This window comes from Pseudorhodoplanes sp., assembly GCF_050250235.1.
Classification (GTDB): Bacteria; Pseudomonadota; Alphaproteobacteria; order Rhizobiales; family Xanthobacteraceae; genus Pseudorhodoplanes.
The window spans coordinates 1-4894 of record NZ_JBFWPA010000258.1 but is presented as its reverse complement, the minus strand read 5'-3'; the positions used below and the strand labels follow the sequence as shown (position 1 = coordinate 4894).

Annotated in this window: 1 protein-coding gene; it reads left to right on the top strand. The window is 58.0% G+C overall.

Annotated elements, in window-relative coordinates:
* Positions 1-25: 25 nt before the first annotated feature.
* Positions 26-4894 (top strand): hypothetical protein (locus tag AB7F49_RS38130; protein WP_428532831.1); only part of this gene is annotated, 4869 nt, incomplete at its 3' end.

The window sequence follows — 4894 nt, the reverse complement described above, 5'->3', positions numbered from 1 at the left end:
AATCATCGTCTTCAAATCGGAAGGAATGTGGCAGATCGCGTTCCACTTTGGCGAAATCGGCATGCGCCAAACGCTCCTCCTCGCCGACTGGCTGATGGATTTAACCTTCCCCTCAGTGAAATCGAGCGGCTCGGGGCATGGAGTTTCATCTGCCCTAGCTGCGCTGTCGAACGCATTTCCGTTCGGCACAATTCAGTTATCCAAGACGGCGACGTTTGGATTGCGCAAAGCGACACCGTCAAACGGCTATGCGGGCTCGCGTTTCGAGAACGTCTTCCAATTCGACGATGAAGCCCAGCAAATCCAAATTGGTCCAAAAGACGCACGGCTGCTGGCAAGGCGTCTGAACTTCTACTGGCTACAAAGCCCGTCGGATGACGGGCCAATTGGTCAAGCAAATGCCATCGCACTTGCTACGATCCGAGCGAACGTCGGATCTGGTCCTGTGACGGTTGTAAGGACCATAGGCAGTCTCGATGTCGCAGGCGACATTACGATCGGCAAGACAGCCAAGTCGACGACGCTGAAGGTTACCGGGGCCATATCGCGCAACGCCGTCTTCGTGTACGCCGGAAAATCGAAGGCCACCTATCGGCTGGCTGCGGCTTTTTCGCTCGAAGGGCAACTCATGTTCTTGCCAAAAAGCGGAGAGGACAAGGCGCTTTGGCCTGAATTGCCGCTGGCGTCGGCATTTTACCGCATCGCCTTTGAAGGCGACAAGCAATCGACCGCACTCATCGGAGACGCACCTGACAAGGCGACGTTGATCGCAAGCGGACATGTTCATCTCACTGTCAGCAAACGCGGCGATCATGAAGTGGCCAGCACTGAAGGTGGGAAGGTAAAAGCCTTCCGCTACTCGGCTGTCTTGCATAACGCCTACGTGCCCCTGCATCATGCAGATTATTCCCGGTTCGATTTTCGCGACACCTGCGTTCAATTCAGTCTCCAAGAACATGCTGACCACGAGCCGCACAAAACGGCCGACTTCGTCTACATTCTCGGAGATGCCCCGGTCTTTGGAGGAATGCTCGATCGCAGGAGCGTGTTGCGGGTCCACCGAGCCTCCGATTTGCTCGACCTGAAATTTGGCTTTCGACGGCTCTATCTTGAGTCCCGCCCCGACGAAGCCGAAATCGAGGACTGTACAAAGAAGATCGCTTCGGTCGCGGTCGTCAACGCAGATGACCCGCTGCTAGTTGTCCACTTCCCGCCTCAGCATATAGCCGAGAAGGCCTTCTTGCGCGTCGGAGCTGAATGCAACGTTCCGAAAGAGGAAAACCGCGTTCCGCTGGACAAGCACCGGATATATCAAAACTCGGATCAAGCGGACTTCGCGGAGACGCTCAAATTTCCGGAAACCAATCTAAAGGCCAACCAGCAGCAGGCCCGAAAAGAGCGTGACAAGGACCATGACGTTTCGATCCATGAGATGAACGAGATCTTCGATCATCTCGTGGAGGCCCGTGCTGCCGGCGAAACGCGTATCGTGTTCGAGTTTCCGCGCAATGAAAATTGCTCCGCCGATTGCGTCTCGGTTCGTGGCGCAGAACCGGTGTTGCCATTGGCCTTCTCTCTCGACGCCCTGACGCAGTGGAGCCGACTGAGGACTAAGGTCGCAACGCGTGCGCTCGGGCGCAACGTGGCGCTGAAGGCGCAACTCGACGTCGCTGGAATTGAACCGACAACGCCACTGGTCGGCAAGATGGCGGCCATTCGAGCGTCGCTAGCGCGTCATGGCGCTCCTACGGACGACGAAACGTCAATCGAGTTTCCCTATCGCCTGCAGCTTTCACCATCCGCCGATGCCCGCTGGATCACGTCACCCTCCCCAGATCACGAGGCGATCGAGCGGGGCGTACCGCTCTTTCGCGCGCGCCTCGATCCGGTCTACGGCGGTCGCGATGTCCGCGCGATCTGGTCGCCGGACTTCGCGGCAAATTACGAAACTTTCTTCCATGACGACGTCTCGGAGCGCAAGCATCCGCAGCATTCCAATCTAGCGCCGTGGCTCCCGGCCGGAAAATACTGGCGGCAATTCCAGATAGGCCCATTTGTGAAATGGCGCCGATCTTACGCCTATCCGTTTCGTATGTCGCAGGACGCGCGGGATCGATACGAACTTGTGATGCTGTCCTCAGTATATGGACTTCCGTCGCTCCTGCCGGTCCCGGCCGCAGACCTGAGCGATCCGCTGACCCCGAAGAAGCTGGATAATGACCAAAAGTCGGGCGATCCGTCTATCCTGCCTTTGCCTTCGGCCTATACGACGGCGATCGGACCCTATGGTAGAGAAGGCGTTTACTCCCCGCGGCCGCTGCAGCGCATAGATATTACTCTTGGCAGTCTTGGCGCAAACGTCGATCTGGAGGGGCAATGGGATCCTCCCAGCGGCTTCTTGAGCGACGCCTACCACAGCACTCCGTTATGGCCTGCGCTCACGGTCGAACGTTGGAAACACAGGGCATTTCAGGGTCGCGATCTGCAAGTAGAAATTGTATACAAGGGATTCGTACTGCCTTTCGGACATAGATGCTCTGTGATCAAAGCAACAGAGCGCAAGTTCTATGCTGACCCGGCGCAGCCGAACGGAACCAGCGTTGCTTATCTGACGCAGCGCTTCTTCATACTTGTGGGACGTCCCGTCAAGTCGTTCCCGGCGCTCGGCCAGCCATTCGGGGGCAGGGCTCTCCCCTACACCGGCGTGCGTATCGTTACCACGCGCTCCCCGGATATCGCCGACCCATTCGCGAATGACTTCAAGACCGAGTATCCAAACGCGGTGCCTCGGGCCGAAAAGCTCGGCGCATCGGCTTTCATTCCGACGGGAGCAAATGGTCAGTGGATTCAGTTTGAATACGTGTTGCAGTATCCGGACGGCAGCGAATCCGACCGCATGGCAATGCCATTTGTTGTCGCGGACAACACGCTCGTTCATGACCCGATCGCCGTCTCCGAACTCATCGCATTCTACAACAAAGAGTCCGGCAGCGGGACGACCGGGCCCTATCTGCAGCCAGAGGCGCGGACGGCCACAGCGCGGGGACAACGTCTCAGATATGCTCCGTCGCGCGACACCGGCGACACTGAGTTCCGGACCGAAAGCTGGCTGTTCGGCGTACACTCGCGAGACATCGGCACTGACACGGGCTCACCTCCCCAACGCGCTTTCGTAATGGATGCGACTATGGAAGGCGCCGATCAGCCTCCCTTCTATCCTGCGATTGCCACGGCGAACGTCGAAATCCAGTCGCTCAACACGATGAATGGAAAGAGCAGTGGCTTCACGCGGGTGAGCCACGACCGCCATTTCCTCGAGCATGGTTTCACGCCAGGGCGCAATGATGCAGAGATGTATCTGGCGGTGCTGGGCAATACGCACCTGGCGCTGCAGGATCGGGCGAACGCGTCAGGCGCCATCGCAACGCCCAACAACAAGGTCGTTTCGGTGTCGCGACTGCGCGGGCCTGTTGGCGGCAGCGCCGAGAAGATCGCCACGACGAGGGAAACGCTGGTAACCATCCCGCTGCGGAGCACTGCCGTGGCGACGGCGCAAGCCAAAGGTGCAGTCCCGCTAACCAGCTCCACGACCGCCTTCGAATATCAGCTGCCAGCGTCGCATCAGAACAAGTTCGACCCGCTCGAATTCTTTGGCAAGGCGCTGTCACAGGCAAAGTTGTTCGGCATCGTGCCGCTCAAGGATGTCGTGCGAGCGCTCTCCTTCGTCGATGGCGCTCCCGAGATGCTCGAACGCATTACTTACACGCTCTTTGATTTCACCGAACAGGCCAAGAGCACGGCCATTGGCGTCGTCAGCAGGCTTCGGGTGTCAATGGAAAGCGGCCTGAGCGCCACAGAGGATCAAATCAAGCTCTACGGCACGAGCATATCGCCCACACTCGAGCTGACCGGCAATGACCTTTACCCAGGCCTCTTCGGCGCGCTTCGCCGGCTGATCGCCGACCTGGCCACCCTAGAGGCCACCATCTTGTCGTTTGACGCAAGCCAGCCTGCCGAGGCTCAAAATCGTGATGCCGTCGTGGCAGATACAGGCGCGGTAGCGAAGGCATCCCGCGATTTTGTCGCAGAGATCGAAAAGGTCGCCGACCAGCCGACCCCCGCTATTGTCCACAATCTTGTGGGCGCGATCCAAGACGGGATCAAAGGCCTTGCCGCGGAAGTAAAATCGGTCGTCGAAGACTTGAAGACCGAGCTAGCAGCCGAAATCCAGGCATTTTTTACCGTTGAGCTTTGTATTCAAGAAGATGCAAAGCCGATTGAAATCGTCGAAAATCTCGCCGAGGAGTTTTCGGTCATTTCACCGGTTTTCGGCTTCTTTTGGGAAAACTTCGTTCCTCCGGCGCCAAACAACGGGCAGAGCTGCGTCACTATAAACCTGCTCGATGGCGAGAGCCGGCGTCGCGCTCAAAATGCGCTGTACTACGAAACGGTCGGCAAGCCGATACTCGACGGAAGCGCGGCGCTGGAGTCGCTCAAAGACAAGTTGACCGAGGGCGCACTGGCGATCGACACGGCTGTCAAGGAACTGCCGCGCCAAATTCTCTCGGCTGCACAGAATTGGCTTGATGGCATGCTCTCGCTGCACCGTCTGCTGGGGCTTGCCGACAAGCTCAAAGCCACCGGTACCGAGAACTTGTGGGACAAGGTTATTGTACCCGTTCTTAAAGGAGGCCTGCTTCCCTTCATCGATCCGCTCCTGAAGAAAACCGAGGAGATCGCCACCCGCGCCGAGCGCATAAATACGCAGTTGCTCAAACTGGTTGAGCAAGCGGCAAAATTACTCAAAGGAAACAAGCTGCCGCCAGCGTACCTCCCTAGGATCCAGCAGGTTTCATCGACGCTCGCCAAGGCGCAAAAAGCGCTAGCCGCAGCG